The following is a 14,668-nucleotide window of genomic DNA, read 5'->3' on the forward strand; positions in this document are numbered from 1 at the left end:
CCCGTCAGATCCCCTGCCACTCCGGCTTGGCGGCGAACGTCTGCCGGAAGTAGTCCCCGAGCTTCAGCTTGGAGGCGGCGGCGTCGTCGACGACCACCGTCGCGTGCGGGTGCAGCTGCAGTGCCGACGCCGGGCAGACCGCCGCGACCGGCCCCTCGACCGTCGCGGCCACCGCGTCCGCCTTGCCCTCGCCGGTCGCGAGCAGCACCAGGTGCCGCGCCTCCAGGATCGTGCCGATGCCCTGGGTGATGACGTGGTGCGGCACCTGCCCGATGTCGCCGTCGAAGAACCGCGCGTTGTCCACCCGGGTCTGCTCGGTCAGCGTCTTGATGCGGGTCCGCGAGGCGAGCGAGGAGCACGGTTCGTTGAACCCGATGTGCCCGTCCGTGCCGATGCCCAGCAACTGGAGGTCGACCCCGCCGGCCGCCGTCAGCGCCCTGTCGTACGCCTCGCACGCGGCCTGGACGTCCGCCGCCGTGCCGTCGGGCCCCATGAAGGCGTCCATGCCGATGCCCAGCGGCTCCAGCACCTCGCGCCGCAGCACGGAGCGGTAGGACTCGGGGTGCTCGGCCGGCAGCCCCACGTACTCGTCGAGCTGGGCGATGCGCGCGCCCGAGGCGTCCACGGCACCGGAACCCACCTTGGCCGCCAGCGCCGCGTAGATGGGCAGCGGCGTCGAGCCGGTGGCCACGCCGAGAAGCGCCTCGGGCTTGCGCCGGAGCAGTTCCGCCATGGCCTCGGCGATCAGCTCGCCGCCCGCCTTGGCGTCCGGGACGATGACAACTTCCACGCTGGGCCTGCCGATCTGGAGAAGGGACTCGGGAACGCATCCGAATCCGAAGGGGGACACATGTGGTATAGACCAATCTAGCAGAGCGTCACCCTCGCGTCGCCCCGGCGCCCGGCCCGAATCAAGGACCGAAGCGGGATAGCCTGGGGGGAGTTCCTGGTGTTGGATGAGCGGACGGTGAACAGCAACCGTAGGTCCAGGGGGTGCGGACGCGGCTCGGACACGACCGCCGACGCATGGACGCGAAACCATGGTCTAGTCCACAATGCTCTGAGAAACTGAACAAGCCTCCGTCTTCCCCGCACAGGAAGACGGACCGAGGAACCGGCGCTCTCTGCCCTGACTGCACCGGCTCCTCTCTTCGGCCGACCGGGACCGCACACCCCACGGCCGTTGTTGCTCCGGGCTGCGGTGCCGGGAGGGCTGAGGGTCCCTCTCAGGCGCCGCGGCCCGCGGGTGTTTCCGGGGGCGCCCGGCGCCCCTCCGGAGCCCCGGACGCGCGGCCGATTTCGGGACCTGTCGGATCCTCCGGGTACGCTCGCACACGTGCCCTCCATGAACGACCTCGTACGCCAGCACACAGCCCTCGACGACTCCGACCTCGAGTGGCTGCATCTGCTGGTCTCGGAGTGGCAGCTGCTCTCCGACCTCTCCTTCGCCGACCTCGTCCTGTGGGTTCCCACGCGCGACGGCACCCGCTACGTCTCGGTCGCCCAGATGCGCCCCAACACCGGGCCCACCTCGTACCAGGACGACATGGTCGGCCATCTGGTCCCGCGCGGCCGCCGCCCCCTGCTGGACGCGGCGCTCGACGAGGGCCGGATCGTGCGCGAGGGCGATCCCGAGTGGCGCGAGGAGGTGCCCGTCCGGGTCGAGTCCATTCCCGTACGACGTGAGGGCCGTGTCCTCGGTGTCATCGCGCGCAACACCAACCTGCTCACCGTGCGCACCCCGAGCCGCCTCGAACTGACGTATCTGCAGAGCGCCTCCGACCTCGCGCAGATGATCGCGGCGGGGACCTTCCCGTTCCCCGACCAGCAGGTCGACATGGACGCCTCGCCCAGGGTCGGCGACGGACTGATCCGCCTCGACGCGGACGGCATCGTCCAGTACGCCTCGCCGAACGCGCTCTCGGCGTACCACCGTATCGGTCTTGCCTCCGACCTGGTGGGGCACAACCTCGGCTCCACGACCGCCGAACTCGCCCCGTCCCGGGGCCCGGTGGACGAGGCGCTGTCGAAGGTCGCCAGCGGCTGGGCGCCCCGCGAGTTCGAGATCGAGAGCGCCGACGGGGTGATCCAGCTCCGGGCGATCCCGCTCAAGCCCAAGGGCACCCGCGTCGGTTCCCTGGTCCTGCTCCGCGATGTCACCGAACTGCGCCGCCGCGAGCGCGAATTGATCACCAAGGACGCCACCATCCGGGAGATCCACCACCGGGTGAAGAACAACCTCCAGACGGTGGCCGCCCTGCTGCGGCTCCAGGCCCGGCGCATCGAGTCGGACCGGGGCCGGGAAGCCCTGGAGGAGGCCGTTCGCCGGGTCGGCTCGATCGCGATCGTGCACGAGACGCTCTCCCAGAACCTGGACGAGCGGGTGGAGTTCGACGAGATCGCCGACCGGGTGCTCGCCATGGTCGCCGAGATCTCGCCGGGCAAGGTCACCGGCCGGCGCACCGGGCGCTTCGGCATCCTGGACGCCGAGGTCGCGACCCCGCTCTCCATGGTCCTCACCGAGATCCTGCAGAACGCGCTGGAGCACGGCTTCCGCGAGGGCGACCGGGGCACCGTCGAGGTCTCCGCGGTGCGCGGCGGCACCTCCAAGGAAGCCCGGCTGCTGGTCACCGTGCAGGACGACGGGGTCGGACTGCCCGAGGGCTTCGACCCGCACCGCTCGGGCAACCTCGGCCTCCAGATCGTACGGACGCTGGTGGAGGGCGAGTTGGGCGGCAGCTTCGACATGGTGCCCGCTCCCGGGCGCGGTACCCGGGTGCTCCTGGACATCCCGGTCGTCGTGCCCAAGTGACCGGTCCGCGCCCGATGCGCGTACGAGCCGCACAAGTGGCCTGCGCGCGGGGGCTGTCGGCGCTCCACGGAGGCTCGTCACTCACCGTGAACGATTCCGGACGCGAACAGCAATGAGCCCCGGACCACCAGGTGGTCCGGGGCTGAAAGCTCGTTGCATCAAGCGCATCGGGGTACTGCGCGCTGCGGCTCGGGGGCGGGAGTTGCGTACTCGCTGTACGCGCCGCCAAGCTCAGGCTCGTGCGGGGTGGAACGTCAGGCGGTGGCCTGACGAGCTCGGTTGCGGGCGGCACGGCGCTTCATTGCGCGGCGCTCGTCCTCGCTGAGGCCACCCCAGACGCCGGAGTCCTGGCCGGACTCGAGCGCCCACTGCAGGCACTGCTCCATGACGGGGCAGCGGCGGCAGACGGCCTTGGCTTCCTCGATCTGCAGCAGCGCAGGACCGGTGTTGCCGATGGGGAAGAAGAGCTCGGGGTCTTCCTCGCGGCAAACGGCGTTGTGACGCCAGTCCATGGCTGCTACCTCTCCTTGGTATTACATGCACGTTGCTTGTGAATGTGAACGCTTTCACGAATCCCTCAACAAGTGAAGGGCCGACAACCAGACGGACTGGTGTGGTCCTAAGATTTGAGGAGGGGTTCCGGTGCTCTGTGGGGCCGATGTTGCGGGCCGTCCCGAGCGCCACGTAGAGACTCGCAAACCTCAGCGGCGGATACAACCCCTTCCGGAAAGTTTTTTTTGATTCCTCGGTGTCGGCTGAGTCACAGCCGTACTTCCATGGGGTGGACCGTGGTCTAAACGTTCGAGTGAAAGGAGTTTGGCCCCTTCCGCTCACACAATCACACGCAGTGCACGGCGTACGCCTGTGAACGTCACGCTCGTACGCAGTCCCAGATGGTCACCGTCCATCTGAAGGGGGAGTGGAACCTTCGAATGCAAGGTGAAGTCCGCCAGGTCATGCAGAGTGACGGCGTGCTTGCCGTGGGGTCCACGCTCAGGGGACGAAGTGAGCAACTGGGTGGCATACCGGGCGACCGCGGGCGTCGACATGCGGCTGAGCGCGAGTACGTCGAGTCCGGTATCGAACGAGGCCTTAGGCGCCGCGTACACCGGACGATTGCCGAGAAACGTCCATGGCGAGGTGTTGCAGATGATCGACAGGACCAGATCGGTGACCGGGTCGGCGCCGGGGCGCTCCAGGGTGATCACTCCGTGCCGGCGGTGCGGATCGTCCAGAAACTGCCGCAGCACTTGGCGCAGATACAGCGCATGAGTGGAGCGCCTGCCAAGTTCGCGCTGCTGTTCGACCCGGCCCACCACCCCGGCGTCGAAGCCGAGACCGGCGCAGAAGGTGAACCAGCGGGAGGGGACGGACTCGTCCTCGGTGCCGGGCGTGCCCGCGGCCAGACCGAGGCCGACCGTGCGCTCGCGCTCCTCGCGCAGCGCGTCCAGCAGGGCGCCGGTCGCCTCCACGGGATCGTTCGGCAGGCCCAGGGCGCGGGCGAAGACGTTGGTGGAGCCGCCGGGGACCACGGCGAGACCGGGCAGGCGCTCGGGGTCGGGGCCCCGGTGCAGGAGACCGTTCACGACCTCGTTGACCGTGCCGTCCCCGCCGAGGGCCACGACCAGGTCTATGTCGTCGCTGTCCGCGGCCTGTCTGCCGAGGTCCCGGGCGTGCCCGCGGTACTCGGTCATGACCACTTCGAGTTTCATCTCACTGGCCAACGCGTGGATCAACACATCGCGCGTGCGCGCACTGGTGGTGGTTGCCGCCGGATTGACCACGAGAAGTGCACGCATGCGATGCAGCGTACCTACTGGGTGGTACTCGTCCCAGACCGAGGTAGGGATCCAGTAAGAGTCCGCAGGTGGCACGGGGGTGCGGAATCGCCCCGGCGCGACCCCCGGGGCCGTGCGGTTCCCGGGCCCGGGGCACCCTGGCCTCCGATGCCGGCGGCTACTCTTCGGGGGTGAGCCGTGAGCAGAATCCCGCCCCTGACGCCCCCCACTCCGACGCCCGTCCCGGGCGGCTGACCGCCGCCGCGGCGCTGTCCGCGCTGGAAGGGGCCGCCCTCGTGGCCGGCGGCGTCTGCATTCTCGTCCTCGGCCTCACCGGCGATCCCGACAGCCGGACGCAGGCCGTCACCGGCGGAGTCACGCTGATCGCGCTCGCGCTGCTGCCGCTGCTCGCCGCCCGCGGACTGCTGCTGCGCCGCTCCTGGAGCCGGGGCCCGGCCCTCGCCACCCAGATCCTGGCGCTGCCCGTCGCCTACACCCTGCTTCAGGCCGACAGCGTCGCGATCCCCGCCGGCATCGCCCTCGCGGTGGTCGCGCTGACGGCCCTGGTACTGCTGGCGAACCCGGAAACTACGCGGGCCCTCGGAATCCGAGGGCCCGGCGGCGACGTGCACGACGAGAAGTAGCGGGACGCGCTTCCCGGCGCGCACCACGGGAACCGGTGCGGCTCACTCCTCGACGAGGAGCTTCTCCCGGAGCTGGGCCAGCGTGCGGGCCAGCAGCCGCGAGACGTGCATCTGCGAGATGCCGACCTCCTGCGCGATCTGCGACTGCGTCATGTTGCCGAAGAAGCGAAGGAGCAGGATCCGCTTCTCCCGCGGAGGCAGGTCCTCCAGCAGCGGCTTGAGCGACTCGCGGTACTCGACGCCCTCCAGCGCCTCGTCCTCGGCGCCGAGGGTGTCCGCGACCGCCGGGGACTCGTCGTCCGTGTCGGGGACGTCGAGCGACAGCGTGGAGTACGCGTTGGCGGACTCCAGGCCCTCCAGGACCTCCTCCTCCGAGATGCCCAGCTTCTCGGCCAGCTCGTGGACCGTCGGGGAGCGGCCGTGGAGCTGGGAGAGCTCCGCCGTGGCCGTGGTCAGCGCGAGGCGCAGCTCCTGAAGACGGCGCGGCACGCGCACCGCCCAGCCCTTGTCGCGGAAGTGCCGCTTGATCTCGCCGACCACCGTCGGGGTCGCGTACGTCGAGAACTCGACACCGCGCTCCGGGTCGAACCGGTCGACCGACTTGATCAGCCCGATCGTCGCGACCTGGGTCAGGTCGTCCAGCGGCTCCCCGCGGTTGCGGAAGCGGCGGGCCAGGTGCTCGACGAGCGGCAGATGCATGCGGACGAGCTGGTTGCGCAGCTCCGCGTACTCGGCGCTGCCGTCCTGCAGCTTGCGCAGCTCGACGAACATCGCCCGCGCCCCGCTGCGGTCGTGCGGGTCGTGCCGGATGTGCCGCTCGCGCGGCCCGTGCAGGATCTGCTGGGCCTCCTGCGCATGGGCCTCCTGCACACCCGGCGCGCCCTGATCGGGCTCTCGCTCGTGCTGCGCGCCCTGCACGTTCTGCTCCGCGTTTCGCTCGTGCTCGCTCATAGTCCCGCCCGTCACCATTTCCCGAGCTCGAGGCTCTTCCCCCGTGTCCTCGGCCGCGCTCGAACCGGGGGGACCTCCCCGGACGGGGAAGGCTCCCGGCTGCGCCGCTGCCGCCGAGGAGACGCCGATCTCCGGATGCGGCCGGGCCTGTTCGGGGATGCCGTCGACGCCGTCCGCCGTGTGCCGCGGCCCGCCCGGACCGTCGGCGCGCTCCGCGGGAGGCTCCCGTGTGCCGCGCTCTTCGTCCCGCACCGGCCCGTCCCCGTTCCTCACGCCGGCCCGGGTCCCGCGCCGCGTTGTTTGTAGAGGCTGATCGAAACGGTCTTGTCCTCGGCGACGCTGGAATCGACCTTGCCCGCGAGAGCCGACAGGACGGTCCACGCGAAAGTGTCACGTGACGGAGCGTGACCGTCGGTGGTCGGCGCCGAGACCGTGACCTCCAGTGAGTCGTCGATCAGCCGGAAGACACAGCTGAGCACCGAACCGGGGACGGCCTGCTGCAGCAGGATCGCGCAGGCCTCGTCCACCGCGATGCGCAGATCCTCGATCTCGTCGAGGGTGAAGTCCAAACGGGCCGCCAGCCCGGCCGTGGCCGTGCGCAGTACCGACAGGTAGGCACCCGCGGCGGGCAGCCGGACTTCCACGAAGTCCTTCGTCGCGGGCTCGCCTGCGATCTGGGACACCCTCACCTCCATGGTGGTACAAGCTCATTCGAGCTCTTTCGGGGGCCGAGGGTCGCCCCCCGGGGTAACGCGCTACGTCGTTCAGCGGTGACGCTACCGCGCTCCCGACTTTCCTGTCCTGGGGACCCCGCCCCTTGCTGTCACTCATAGTAAGCCCATGAGTACGGACAGTGGCTAGAGGTCTGCGGCCCCAAATAGGAAGAGCGCGCGCCGGGTTGACGTACCCAGACGTCAGACGCTCGAACCGTCCGGATCGTGAGTCACGCGCGTACGTGATCCACGGCTCACGCGTACGTGATCCACGGCTCAGACGAGGACGTGGTCCACGAAACACCAACGCCAGTTCTCCCCCTGCTCGAACGTGCGCATGATCGGATGTCCGGTGTCCTTGTGGTGCCCCGAGGCGTGCTGCAGCGGTGAGGAGTCACAACAGGCGAGATGCCCGCACTCCAGACACAGCCGGAGCTGCACCGGGTGGGTACCGGCGGCCACGCACTCCAGGCAGGTCTCGCTCCCGGGGGCGGGTTCGGGCTGCGGCAGCGCGTCGGTGTGCGTGCACTGTTTCATGATTGCCAGGTTACGTCGGGCGTGCGGGATGCCGCGCGGAATTGTCGGGCGTGCGGGAGACCGCGCGGAAAAAATGAGGGCGGGCGGAAGACGATGGACGTGTTGCCACTGCTGTTGCTGGTCGCGGGGAGCGCGGCGGTCGCCGGGGCCGCCCGCCGCACTCCGGTCCCGGCACCCCTGCTGATCGTCGCCGTGGCCCTGCTGGTCTCGTACGTCCCCGGGGTGCCCGCCTACGAACTCGACCCCGACGTCGTGCTCCCGCTGGTGCTGCCGCCGCTGCTGTACACGGCGGCCACCGACAGCTCCTATCTCGACCTCAGGGCCCAGTTCAGGCCGGTCGCGCTGTTGTCGGTCGGCTACGTCCTCTTCGCGACCCTCGCGGTCGGCTGGGCCGCCTACCTGCTCGTACCCGGCCTGCCGCTGCCCGCGGCGCTCGTCCTCGGCGCCGTGGTCGCACCGCCGGACGCGGTGGCCGCCACGGCCGTGGCCCGCCGGGTGGGCCTGCCCTCACGGCTCACCACCATCCTTCAGGGCGAGTCCCTGGTGAACGACGCGACCGCGATCACCGCCTACAAGGTGGCGCTCGCCGCGGCCGTCGGCGAGGGCGCGACCTGGGCGGGCGGCATCGGCGAGTTCCTGCTCGCGGCGGTCGGCGGGGTGGCTGTCGGACTCGTGCTGATGATCCCCATCCACTGGCTGCGCACCCACATGAACGAAGCGCTCCTGCAGAACACCCTCTCCCTGCTGATCCCCTTCGTCGCCTACGGCATCGCCGAGCAGTTCCACGCCTCCGGAGTGCTCGCGGTGGTCGTCGTCGCGCTCTACCTCGGACACCGCTCCTGGGAGGTGGACTTCGCGACCCGGCTCCAGGAGGAGGCGGTGTGGAAGATGGTTGCGTTCGTCCTGGAGTCCGCGGTGTTCGCACTGATCGGACTCCAGCTCCCGGTCGTCCTCAAGGGCCTCGGCGCCTACGAGGGGACGACCGCCGCCTGGTACGCCCTCGCCCTCTTCCTGGTCGTCGTCGCGACCCGCTTCATGTGGGTGTATCCCGCCACCTTCCTGCCCCGCCTGCTGTCGGCGCGCATCCGTGAACGCGAGGCCAACCCGACCTGGAAGGCGCCGTTCATCATCGGCTGGGCCGGCATGCGCGGCGTCGTCTCGCTCGCCATCGCCTTCTCCGTCCCGCTCACCGTCGACGGCGGCGATCCCTTCCCCGAGCGCAACCTGATCCTCTTCCTGACCTTCACCACCGTCATCGGCACCCTGGTCGTGCAGGGCCTGACCCTGCCCCCGCTCATCCGGCTGCTGAAACTGCCGGGACGCGACACACAGGCCGAGACGCTCGCCGAGGCGAACGCCCAGGCGCAGGCCTCCCGCGCCGCCGAGGAGCGCCTCGACGGACTCCTCGCCGACGAGCGCAACGCGCTGCCGCCGCCGCTCGCCGAGCGCCTGCGCTCGGTCATGGAGCGGCGCCGCAACGCCGTCTGGGAGCGGCTCGGCGCGGTCAACCCGGTCACCGGGGAGACCGCGGACGACACCTACCGCCGTCTCTCCCGCGAGATGATCGGCGCCGAGCGCGACGTCTTCGTCAAGCTGCGCGACCTCCGCTACATCGACGACGAGATGCTGCGCACGCTGCTGCGCCGGCTGGACCTGGAGGAGGCCGCGGCCTACCGGGAAGCGGCCTGAGGTTCGGTCCCCGGGGCGGGGAACGGCGCTCCGGTGATCACCGCCGCCACCGTCGTGCCGCGCGGGAACGCCCCTTCCCCGGCGAGGGCGACAAGTCCGTAGAGCATCTTGGCGACATAGAGACGTTCGACGGGCAGTCCGTGCCGCTGCTCGAAGTCCGCGGCGAAGGCGTCGAGTTCGGGTGTGGTGCGGGCGTAGCCGCCGAAGTGGAAGCGGTCGTCGAGGGACCAGGTTCCGCGCCGGGCGCCGAACGCGTCCCTCTGGAGAGCCGTCGTGCCGGCGTCGAGGAAGCCCCCGCGCAGGACCGGGATGCCCAGCGCACGCCGGCCGGGGCCGAGGCCCGCGGCCATCCCGGCGAGGGTGCCGCCGGTGCCGCAGGCGAGCGCGGCCACGTCGATGCCCTCCTCGTCCCGCAGTTCCTCGCCGAGGGCCCGGCAGCCGCGTACGGCGAGGGCGTTGCTGCCGCCCTCGGGCACCACATAGGAGTCCTCGGCGCCCGCCGCGCGCAGGATCCCGGCCAGCGTTCCGGGTTCCGTCTTGTGCCGGTACGTCGATCTGTCGACGAAGTGAAGGCGCATGCCGTCGGCGGCGCAGCGGGCCAGCGAGGGGTTGAGGGGGCGGTCGGCCAGTTCCTGGCCGCGGACCACGCCCACCGTGGGCTGCCCGAGGAGACGGCCCGCGGCGGCGGTGGCGCGCAGATGGTTCGAGTACGCCCCGCCGAAGGTGAGCAGCGTGCGGCCCGCCGCCGCTTCGAGGTTCGGCGTCAGCTTGCGCCACTTGTTGCCGATCAGCTCCGGGTGGATCAGATCGTCCCGCTTCACCACCAGCCGGACCCCCCGACGCGTGAACCGGGAATCCACGACCTCCGCCAGGGGCGACGGAAGCCGCGGTACCGGGCCGCCGGAACCGGGCGGGGTGTCAGGACTGGTCACCCGTTCATTGTCGGACACCTGTCCGGGACCGGCCGGACGGGGGCGACGGACTGCCGGACGCTCGGGCCGGGGCCGGGGCCGGGGCCGGGGCCGGAGCGGGGGCTGCGGCCGGTGCCCAGTCCCGGCGGCGGCCGGGTGCTCGGTCCGGCGGACGGCCGGGCGGGGGGCCGTGGCGTCGGCCGTCCGCTTCGGGTGTTCGTGGTGGACCTCGGTGCGTCAGGTCACTTCAGCAGCTCGCGGACACGCGCCCGCAGGGAGTTCATCGTGAAGCCCCGCGGGTCCACCTTCCCCGGCTGCCACTCCAGGTGGCCGATGACCGAGCGTTCCGTCCAGCCGTGGAACCGGCAGATCGCGGCGGAGACCTTGGTGATGGCGTCGAGCTGCACCTCGGGCCACGGGTCCTGGCCGTCGCCGAGGTTCTCGCACTCGAAGCCGTAGAAGTGGCGGTTGCCGTCGGTGTTCGCCTCGTTGTCGTGCGGCAGCGCCTTCTCGGCGATCACCGCGCGCAGCACGTCGTCGTCGCCGAGCCCCGCGTGGTTGGCGCGGCCGTAGCCGACCAGGTGCACGACGCCGTCCTTGGTGATGACCCCGTGGCACAGCGGTCCGGGCAGGTCCTCGCGGCCCTCGCGGCACAGCCCGACCGTGGGCGCGCTGCCCGAGGTCACCGTGTGGTGGATCATCACCCCGTGCACCGGGCCCCACGGACCTTTGTGATTGCGGTTGTGGTGCTCCCAGTCGCCGACCTCGACGACGTGGACGCCTTCGTCCCTGATCCGGTCCAGGAACCTGCCCGCGGACATGGGCGATGCCATGGCCGACTCCTTCGCGCTGTACGCCGGCCGCCCTGCCGCGGCCGTCTGGTACCGCTGCTTCTATATCCGGCCGGGTGGCCGGAACCAGCCGTTCGCACAGCGTGCGAGCCGATCCGGTCAACCCCGGGACGGGGCGGAATCACCCTCCCTGCCCAGCTCCGGAGTGATCCATTCCCCCTCATTCGTGTAATGGCATCAGCACACTCCGTGATGAAAGGCTTGGTCGCGAAGATCAGTGCACGACCGGGAGGGCAATTTTCATGTCGGTAGGCGAAGAGGTCCGCGCGGAGCAGAACCGTCCGCAGCAGAGTCTCGGCACATCAGCCGCGCGGAACCTGGCCACCACCACCAAGTCCGCGCCACAGATGCAGGAGATCAGCTCACGGTGGCTGCTGCGCATGCTTCCGTGGGTGAACGTGCAGGGTGGCACGTACCGCGTGAACCGGCGGCTCAGCTACTCGGTGGGCGACGGCCGCGTGACGTTCGTCAAGACCGGGGACCGCGTCCAGGTCATCCCCGCGGAGCTCGGAGAACTGTCCGTGCTGCGGTCGTACGAGGATCACGAGGTGCTGGGCGAGCTCGCCCAGCGGTGCCAGCAGCGGGAGTTCGCCCCGGGCGAGGTGCTGGCCTCGTTCGGCAACCGGGCCGAGGAGGTGTTCCTCCTGGCGCACGGCAAGGTCGAGAAGATCGGCACCGGTCCCTACGGGGGCGACGCGGTGCTCGGTGTCCTCGCCGACGGCGCGTACTTCGGCGAACAGGCACTCATCGACCCGGAGGCCATCTGGGAGTACACGGCCCGCGCGGTGACGGCGGTGACCGCGCTCGTGCTGCCCCGCCAGGACCTCGAACAGGTGGCGGAGCGCTCCGAGTCCCTGAACGAACACCTCCGGGAACTGCGCGCGATTCCCTCGCAGCGCACCAACAAGTACGGCGAGAAGGAGATCGACCTCGCGGCCGGCCACACCGGCGAGCAGGACATCCCGGGCACCTTCGTGGACTACGAGGCGGCCCCGCGCGAGTACGAACTGAGCATCGCCCAGACCGTCCTGCGGCTGCACACCCGTGTGGCCGACCTCTACAACCAGCCGATGAACCAGACCGAGCAGCAGTTGCGGCTCACCGTGGAGGCGTTGAAGGAGCGCCAGGAGCACGAGCTCATCAACAACCGCGAGTTCGGCCTGCTCAACAACTGCGAGTACGAGCAGCGGCTCCAGCCGCACGACGGCGTGCCGAGCCCGGACGACATGGACGAACTGCTCAGCCGCCGCCGCGGCACCAAGCTGTTCCTCGCCCATCCGCGCGCGATCTCCGCGTTCGGCCGCGAACTGAACAAGCGCGGGCTCGTCCCCGAGAGCATCGAGGTGGCCGGCAACCGCATCCCGACCTGGCGCGGGGTGCCGATCTTCCCGTGCAACAAGATCCCGGTCAGCGACGCCCGTACGACCTCGATCATCGCCCTGCGTACCGGCGAGGCCGAACAAGGAGTGGTCGGACTCCAGCAGGCGGGCATCCCGGACGAGATCGAGCCGAGCCTGTCGGTGCGGTTCATGGGCATCAACGAACAGGCGGTCATCTCCTACCTGGTGACGGCGTACTACTCGGCCGCGGTGCTCGTGCCGGACGCGCTCGGCATCCTGGAGAACGTCGAGATCGGCCGATGGCGGTGACGACCCGGACGCGGCAGGGACCGGCCGGGACTCCCGGCGGACGGCGTCCGCCGGGGCCCGCGGACCGGCGCCTTCCCGGTGCGAGGCCCGCGGAAGGACCGGACTCGCCGGGCCCGGTCGATACCTCCGAGGCGGCGGTCGTCCTCGAGCGGGCGCGGGCGTGCGTCGACCCCGAACTGCGCCGGGCGGTCGACTCGCTGCCGGGCTCGATGCGCCGGATCGCGCTCTACCACTTCGGGTGGGAGCAGGCGGACGGCACTCCCGGGGCGGGGAACGCCGGCAAGGCCATCCGGCCCGCGCTCGTGCTGAGCGCGGTCCAGGCTCTCGGCGGACAGCACGCGGCGGCCGTGCGGGCGGCGGCAGCGGTGGAGCTGATCCACAACTTCACCCTGCTGCACGACGACGTGATGGACCGGGACACCACCCGCAGACACCGTCCCACCGCGTGGACCGTGTTCGGCGACGCCGACGCGATCCTCGCCGGTGACGCCCTGCAGGCCCTGGCCCTGCGGATGCTCGCCGAGGACCCGCACCCCGCGTCCTCGGCGGCCGCCGCCCGGCTCGCGGGCTGCGTCGTCGAGCTGTGCGCCGGACAGCACACGGACACGGCCATGGAGAAGCTCGGCCCGGACGAGGTCACCCTCGACGAGTGCCTCGCCATGGCCGAGGCGAAGACGGGCGCCCTGCTCGGCAGCGCCTGCGCCATCGGGGGGCTGTACGCGGGGGCCGGCCCCGAGGACGTCGAGGCGCTCGACGCGTTCGGCCGGGAGGCGGGGCTCGCCTTCCAGCTCATCGACGACGTGATCGGGATCTGGGGAGACCCCGGCCGCACCGGCAAACCGGCCGGGGCGGACCTCGCCGTCCGCAAGAAGTCGCTGCCCGTGGTCGCCGCGCTCACCTCGGGCACCCCGGCGGCCGCAGAACTCGCCGAGCTGTACGCGGCGCCCTACCGGGAAGGAGAGCTGGAGCGCACGGCGCTGGCCGTCGAGCGGGCGGGCGGGCGTGACTGGGCACAGGTCCAGGCGGCCGACCGGATGTCGCGGGCGATGCACGAACTGTCCCGCGCGGTTCCCGACCCCGAGGCGGCGGGCGGCCTTCTCGCCCTCGCCGAGTTCGTCACGCGCCGCAGCAACTGACCGGCCCGGCAGGCCGGTCGAGGGCCCCGGAACCCCGGGCTCCGCACGGAACCTGACATCCGTGCGGTGCCCGGCTCCGGAGGGCGGGCCCCGCACGGCCCCACGGCGTGCGGGCCCCGCACCCCACGCCGCGCCCCTGTGCCGGACCCCCGGGACCCGGCTCGGCGCACCCCGGGGTCGGTGTGCCGGCGCGCGGGCGTACTAGGCTCAACCGCCGTACGGTCGGGGCTGGTTGGGGCGAAGGGTGGGGCTGGTCATGGGTGTGGCGATCCGGGTGGCGGGCGAGGCGGACCGGGAACTGGTCGTCCAGCTGCTGGACGAGGCCTTCCAGGACGATCCGGTGAGCAACTGGGTCTTCCCCGACCCGGCGCGGCGCCGCGCGAAGCACCCCGGGCTGATGGCGGCCTTCACCGATGTCGTGCTCGCCGAGGGGCGCATCGATCTGGCCGAGGACGGTTCGGCGTGCGCCCTGTGGCTGTCCGTCCCCGCCGGCGGGAACCACGAAGGCGAGGGCGACGGTGAGAACGGCCGAGGTGACGGGGCGGACGAGGACGGCCCCGCGCAGCTCCGCGCGGCCGTCGACCCGGACAACGAACGCGTCGAGCTGATCGGCCGGCTGACGGCCGGCATCCACCCCGAGGGGCGGGCCCACGCGTACCTGTGGATGATCGGGGTGACGCCGGAGCGCCAGGGCGAAGGCCTCGGCGGCGCGCTGATCGAGCGGGTCCTCGACCGCTGCGACCGCGAGGGGCTGGCCGCCTACCTGGAGGCGAGCAACGCCCGCAGCCGCGCCCTGTACGAACGGCTCGGCTTCGCGCTCGCGGGCCGCCCCCTCGACCTGCCCGACGGCCCGCGGATGTGGCCGATGTGGCGCGAGCCGCGCCCGACGGGACGGACCCAGGCCTAGGTCGTGTCCGCAAAGTCTCGCCTGCCCGGCGACGCCTGGCACGCTCCCCCAAGCTCTTCGAGCAGGGGGGACCCCCACTCGCCGCACCGG

General features: G+C 71.2%; 14 protein-coding genes. 6 read left to right on the plus strand and 8 right to left on the minus strand.

Features of this window, described 5'->3' with window-relative positions; translation table 11 throughout:
* Positions 1-4 precede the first annotated feature (4 nt).
* Entirely contained in the window at positions 5-790 is a 786-nt protein-coding gene (gene nagB / locus ACFXGX_RS41220) for a glucosamine-6-phosphate deaminase (protein WP_384802964.1), read from the minus strand.
* Positions 791-1,345: 555 nt separating this feature from the next.
* On the opposite strand from nagB, the gene ACFXGX_RS41225 reads away from it, so the two are divergent.
* Positions 1,346-2,812: a PAS domain-containing sensor histidine kinase gene (locus ACFXGX_RS41225; RefSeq protein ID WP_384802998.1), complete on the plus strand. Its 1,467-nt coding sequence runs from the start codon at positions 1,346-1,348 to the stop codon at positions 2,810-2,812.
* Positions 2,813-3,066: 254 nt separating this feature from the next.
* On the opposite strand, the gene ACFXGX_RS41230 is transcribed toward ACFXGX_RS41225, so the two are convergent.
* On the minus strand, positions 3,067-3,324 hold the full coding sequence (locus ACFXGX_RS41230) for a WhiB family transcriptional regulator (RefSeq protein ID WP_006380970.1): 258 nt from the start codon (positions 3,322-3,324) through the stop codon (positions 3,067-3,069).
* A 318-nt stretch (positions 3,325-3,642) separates the two neighbouring features.
* Positions 3,643-4,611 (minus strand): diacylglycerol/lipid kinase family protein, encoded by a 969-nt coding sequence (locus ACFXGX_RS41235; protein WP_384802968.1) that lies wholly within the window; start codon positions 4,609-4,611, stop codon positions 3,643-3,645.
* A gap of 170 nt (positions 4,612-4,781) precedes the next feature.
* On the opposite strand from ACFXGX_RS41235, the gene ACFXGX_RS41240 reads away from it, so the two are divergent.
* Entirely contained in the window at positions 4,782-5,234 is a 453-nt protein-coding gene (locus tag ACFXGX_RS41240; RefSeq protein ID WP_384802971.1) for a hypothetical protein, read from the plus strand.
* A gap of 42 nt (positions 5,235-5,276) precedes the next feature.
* On the opposite strand, the gene ACFXGX_RS41245 is transcribed toward ACFXGX_RS41240, so the two are convergent.
* The 3 genes from ACFXGX_RS41245 to ACFXGX_RS41255 all read right to left on the minus strand — a co-directional run bounded on the left by ACFXGX_RS41245 (position 5,277) and on the right by ACFXGX_RS41255 (position 7,435).
* Positions 5,277-6,437, minus strand: coding sequence for a SigB/SigF/SigG family RNA polymerase sigma factor (locus ACFXGX_RS41245; RefSeq protein WP_384802974.1), 1,161 nt, complete (start codon positions 6,435-6,437; stop codon positions 5,277-5,279).
* Positions 6,438-6,454: 17 nt separating this feature from the next.
* On the minus strand, positions 6,455-6,868 hold the full coding sequence (locus ACFXGX_RS41250) for an anti-sigma regulatory factor (RefSeq protein WP_028802066.1): 414 nt from the start codon (positions 6,866-6,868) through the stop codon (positions 6,455-6,457).
* 306 nt (positions 6,869-7,174) lie between these two features.
* On the minus strand, positions 7,175-7,435 hold the full coding sequence (locus ACFXGX_RS41255) for a UBP-type zinc finger domain-containing protein (protein WP_384802977.1): 261 nt from the start codon (positions 7,433-7,435) through the stop codon (positions 7,175-7,177).
* A 93-nt stretch (positions 7,436-7,528) separates the two neighbouring features.
* On the opposite strand from ACFXGX_RS41255, the gene ACFXGX_RS41260 reads away from it, so the two are divergent.
* Entirely contained in the window at positions 7,529-9,124 is a 1,596-nt protein-coding gene (locus tag ACFXGX_RS41260) for a Na+/H+ antiporter (RefSeq protein WP_384802980.1), read from the plus strand.
* Here ACFXGX_RS41260 and ACFXGX_RS41265 read toward each other — a convergent pair.
* Complete coding sequence (locus ACFXGX_RS41265; protein ID WP_384802983.1) at positions 9,106-10,056, minus strand: 1-aminocyclopropane-1-carboxylate deaminase/D-cysteine desulfhydrase; 951 nt, start codon at positions 10,054-10,056, stop codon at positions 9,106-9,108. The genes ACFXGX_RS41260 and ACFXGX_RS41265 overlap by 19 nt on opposite strands.
* A 221-nt stretch (positions 10,057-10,277) precedes the next feature.
* Complete coding sequence (locus ACFXGX_RS41270; protein WP_384802986.1) at positions 10,278-10,868, minus strand: N-acetylmuramoyl-L-alanine amidase; 591 nt, start codon at positions 10,866-10,868, stop codon at positions 10,278-10,280.
* A 260-nt stretch (positions 10,869-11,128) separates the two neighbouring features.
* Between ACFXGX_RS41270 and ACFXGX_RS41275 the strand changes: the two genes are divergently transcribed.
* The 3 genes from ACFXGX_RS41275 to ACFXGX_RS41285 all read left to right on the plus strand — a co-directional run bounded on the left by ACFXGX_RS41275 (position 11,129) and on the right by ACFXGX_RS41285 (position 14,578).
* Positions 11,129-12,535, plus strand: a complete 1,407-nt coding sequence (locus ACFXGX_RS41275; RefSeq protein ID WP_384802989.1) for a family 2B encapsulin nanocompartment shell protein — start codon at positions 11,129-11,131, stop codon at positions 12,533-12,535.
* On the plus strand, positions 12,526-13,671 hold the full coding sequence (locus ACFXGX_RS41280) for a family 2 encapsulin nanocompartment cargo protein polyprenyl transferase (protein ID WP_384802992.1): 1,146 nt from the start codon (positions 12,526-12,528) through the stop codon (positions 13,669-13,671). The genes ACFXGX_RS41275 and ACFXGX_RS41280 overlap by 10 nt, the downstream gene beginning before the upstream one ends.
* Before the next feature lie 256 nt (positions 13,672-13,927).
* Positions 13,928-14,578 (plus strand): GNAT family N-acetyltransferase, encoded by a 651-nt coding sequence (locus ACFXGX_RS41285; protein WP_384802995.1) that lies wholly within the window; start codon positions 13,928-13,930, stop codon positions 14,576-14,578.
* Positions 14,579-14,668: the final 90 nt, after the last annotated feature.

It is taken from the genome of Streptomyces sp. NPDC059371, assembly GCF_042751995.1.
In the GTDB taxonomy this organism is placed as follows: domain Bacteria; phylum Actinomycetota; class Actinomycetes; order Streptomycetales; family Streptomycetaceae; genus Streptomyces.

Excerpts from the sequence above, each read along its gene's own strand:
- ACFXGX_RS41230 (WP_006380970.1), bottom strand. The coding sequence starts at position 3,324 with ATGGACTGGCGTCACAACGCCGTTTGCCGCGAGGAAGACCCCGAGCTC.
- ACFXGX_RS41260 (WP_384802980.1), top strand. The coding sequence starts at position 7,529 with ATGGACGTGTTGCCACTGCTGTTGCTGGTCGCGGGGAGCGCGGCGGTC.
- ACFXGX_RS41255 (WP_384802977.1), bottom strand. The coding sequence starts at position 7,435 with ATGAAACAGTGCACGCACACCGACGCGCTGCCGCAGCCCGAACCCGCC.
- ACFXGX_RS41285 (WP_384802995.1), top strand. The coding sequence starts at position 13,928 with ATGGGTGTGGCGATCCGGGTGGCGGGCGAGGCGGACCGGGAACTGGTC.
- ACFXGX_RS41270 (WP_384802986.1), bottom strand. The coding sequence starts at position 10,868 with ATGGCATCGCCCATGTCCGCGGGCAGGTTCCTGGACCGGATCAGGGAC.
- ACFXGX_RS41235 (WP_384802968.1), bottom strand. The coding sequence starts at position 4,611 with ATGCGTGCACTTCTCGTGGTCAATCCGGCGGCAACCACCACCAGTGCG.
- ACFXGX_RS41225 (WP_384802998.1), top strand. The coding sequence starts at position 1,346 with ATGAACGACCTCGTACGCCAGCACACAGCCCTCGACGACTCCGACCTC.
- ACFXGX_RS41275 (WP_384802989.1), top strand. The coding sequence starts at position 11,129 with ATGTCGGTAGGCGAAGAGGTCCGCGCGGAGCAGAACCGTCCGCAGCAG.
- ACFXGX_RS41280 (WP_384802992.1), top strand. The coding sequence starts at position 12,526 with ATGGCGGTGACGACCCGGACGCGGCAGGGACCGGCCGGGACTCCCGGC.